This window comes from Sulfurovum sp., assembly GCF_049668085.1.
Lineage (GTDB): Bacteria > Campylobacterota > Campylobacteria > Campylobacterales > Sulfurovaceae > Sulfurovum.
In genome coordinates, this window is sequence record NZ_JBATIY010000186.1 from 1 (window position 1) to 3,242 (window position 3,242).

General features: G+C 33.6%; 3 protein-coding genes. 1 reads left to right on the forward strand and 2 read right to left on the reverse strand.

Annotated elements, in window-relative coordinates; genetic code table 11:
• Positions 1-185 precede the first annotated feature (185 nt).
• Both WBM70_RS11220 and WBM70_RS11225 read right to left on the reverse strand, forming a co-directional pair.
• Positions 186-1,211 (reverse strand): aldo/keto reductase, encoded by a 1,026-nt coding sequence (locus tag WBM70_RS11220; RefSeq protein WP_424558589.1) that lies wholly within the window; start codon positions 1,209-1,211, stop codon positions 186-188.
• A 135-nt stretch (positions 1,212-1,346) separates the two neighbouring features.
• The gene (locus tag WBM70_RS11225; protein ID WP_424558590.1) at positions 1,347-2,486 is read right to left on the reverse strand and encodes a GGDEF domain-containing protein; all 1,140 of its coding nucleotides are present in this window, start codon (positions 2,484-2,486) and stop codon (positions 1,347-1,349) included.
• A 186-nt stretch (positions 2,487-2,672) separates the two neighbouring features.
• Here WBM70_RS11225 and WBM70_RS11230 point away from each other — a divergent pair, with 186 nt between their 5' ends.
• Positions 2,673-3,143 (forward strand): hypothetical protein, encoded by a 471-nt coding sequence (locus WBM70_RS11230; RefSeq protein WP_424558591.1) that lies wholly within the window; start codon positions 2,673-2,675, stop codon positions 3,141-3,143.
• Positions 3,144-3,242: the final 99 nt, after the last annotated feature.

Consider the following 3,242-nt stretch of genomic DNA (forward strand, 5'->3'; position numbering starts at 1 on the left):
GCATATAGGTGGAATGGTGGTGAAGAAAACTATAAAAAACAAATTGAAGTTCTTGAGTTTAAATAAATCAAACTTTAGGGAGCAAAATAAAGTATCATGCAGAAAATATGACAGTTAAATTAGCACAAAATAGGGGATGTCTAAAAAGTAGGAAATTATCATGAAAAGAGCCTACCATAGGGACTTTAGCCCATAGGGTAGAGTATCTCTTCATGTACTTTGTCACAAGCTCTTAGAATTTCATCACTCAGTGTCATATTCATAGCTGCGAGTGAGGCATCCAATTGATCTGTGTGCGTTGCTCCGATAATAGTGGAAGCTACAAAATCAAATTGTTTGGACCAGGCTGTAGCTAATGTTACCGGATGCATACCTGCATCGGATGCTATCTTAAGGTATTTTTGCGTGGAAGCCAGTGTTTTGTTATTCATAAAACGTTGTGCCATAAGACGCTGTCTTTGGTGTGGTGATTTTAAATAGGTTGCAAATCTTCCTTCTGCATCTTCAGGTCTCAGCCCCTGATTATATTTTCCTGAAAGCACACCTCCTGCCAGTGGTGAGTAGGGAAGTAGTGAAACTTGTTCCTTTTGAACAAGGGTAGATAGCTCATCTAAAAATCTACGATTGAGTAGAGAAAAATTGTTTTGTATGGACTCAAATCGTGCCAGTCCTTTATACTGAGATGTCATTAGGGCTTTACTTGTGCCGTAGGCCGTATCATTTGAAGTACCTATGTAACGTACTTTACCTGACCTTACGAGTCTGTCAAATGCTTCAAGAGATTCTTCTATAGGGACTACAGTGTCAGGCCAATGCATTTGATAAAGATCGATATAGTCAGTTTTAAGTCGTTTTAAACTTCCTTCTATTGCACGTACTATGTGGAAACTATCTATAGCTGTCAATCCATGACGGACAGGAGGAACGAACCATCCACTTGACGCACCAGCTACCTTCGTGGCCAGAATGATAGAATCACGGGGTTTTGTTTGCATCCATTCACCGACCCACTCTTCAGTTATACCTGCAAGTTTTGCATCAGGAGGAACAGGGTAGAGTTCAGCCGTATCGTAAAAGTTGATGCCATGGTCATAGGCTTTGTCCATAATGGCAAATGCATCTTTTTTATCACACTGTGTTCCAAAAGTCATTGTCCCCATACAGATCGGGGAAACGCGAAGTCCTGTTCTTCCAATATATCTATATTGCATCATATATCCTTAAAAGATCTAATGTCATATCATAGCCTAATTCGTTTAATTACAAAAAAGGAGCAGATAATGAATCATGATGATAGAAATGAAATTTGATATGTGTTCCTGAAGTGTCTACGTTTTGGAAAGTGTTTAGATGGAGTAATCAAGTACGAATTCAAATTCTGTTGTTTGTGAACAAGATACAGTATCATTTGAAAGATCAGAGTAACAGGTTCTGTTCCGTCCTTCATGCTTAGCTTGGTAGAGTGCCATATCTGAACGAGAGAATATATTTTCGAAAGCAGTATCAGTACTTCTGTTCTCACTGATACCGATAGAAGTTGTCACAAAAATAGTTTGTCCTTCATAGGTAATAAATAGATTTTCGACCTCTTTACGGATTTGTTCAGCTAAGAGATAGGCATTATCATCATTGATCTGAGATAAAAGTATGGCAAACTCTTCACCTCCAATACGGGCAAATATATCACTTTTATTTAATATTTTTTCTATGGTTTCAACAAAATGTTTCAATAGATGATCACCAGCCTGATGGCCATAGGTATCATTGACCTTTTTAAAATGATCTAGATCAAGTAAGAGTAGGGTTAGGTTAAAATTATTTTTTTGTGCTGTTAGAAAGTAGTGTTCAGAGATATCATTGAACATACGTCTATTCATGATCCCTGTTAAATAATCTGTAGATGCTAAGATACTTAAACTACTGTTTTGCTTCTTCAAGCTATTTTCGTAATTAGTAATTTTATTGGTATATACATAAGATAAAAAGCTTCCAATTAGAAGACCTAAAATACCAGAATTAATCGCTACAGGAGAGAGTTCCAAGTCTACAAAAGAGTTGAAAGAAAGAATAATGACTATAGATGCCAGAGTATAAAGTATACCGCTCATTTTTCCACTGACGATATAGGCAACAAAAATTAAAAGATAAAACCATATCATTCTAAATTCATCTTGAGGTACAAAAATGAGTGCCGATGTAAATGTAATCAATGAGATAGTAAGCAGTAAGTGTGCTGTTAGATTATAATTTTTTTTAGACGATCTTAAAAAGAAGATAAGCATGATCGTAAGAAAACTGTAAACATAGTCAACTTTTGAGTGAATAGGGCCAATGTCATTGATATCAAAATCACTGAGTAAAGCAAAAAGTGCAGAAAAAAAAGCAACAATGATGAAAATAGAATTCAACATTTTAAATTTAAATTTGAGAAGGTCTTCATCTGTAGAAAATTTAAAACCACTATATAAAAAATTATCTAGACTCATTATTTACTACTTACTTTCATATGTTCTAATCTATAGTAGCATATTAGTGATTAAGAGGTATTTTTTCTTTTCTTATAACAATAATTAATTTTGCTAATTGTTACAAATCTATATATAAATATTAATAAATAACTCACTAATATATGGTTAACCTTATTGGTCTATCATATAGGAAAGGATTTAAAAATGGATAAACGAAATTTAATATCTGTAACACTTTTAGTGACTGCTTTAGCATTCAATCCGTTATTTGCAGAGCATACTTTAAAAACGAATCTATATGTAAAAGAAAATAGGGTCACTTCTAAAATCTCTTCTATCTTACATAAAAGAGGACTGGATGAAGATGCGGCTAAAGAGTTGTCTGAAAATCTCGTGAATGAAGATGAAGAACTATTTGTACTAATGATAGACAATTTACTTCATGGATGTAATGATCTAAACAAAGATGAAATTTTGGAATATTTGAGTACGGCTGCATTACATAGACAAAATGTAGAGCTTGATTCATACGCACAATTGGTAAGTATGGTTTCTAAGATCAAACAAAAACTTTTAGATGAGAAGACTTTAGAACAATTAAGTATAGTTGCAAAGAGCAATGCTCATTATGTAAAGAGTTATAGACTATTTACAGAAAAAACACTTTTAACTTAAAATCATGTAGAAAGATATATTTTCTACATGATTTGCTTATGAGATATCTTTTGGTTAACATAATATAAATTCTATCAAAAAAGTAAATCTCTTCTCCTC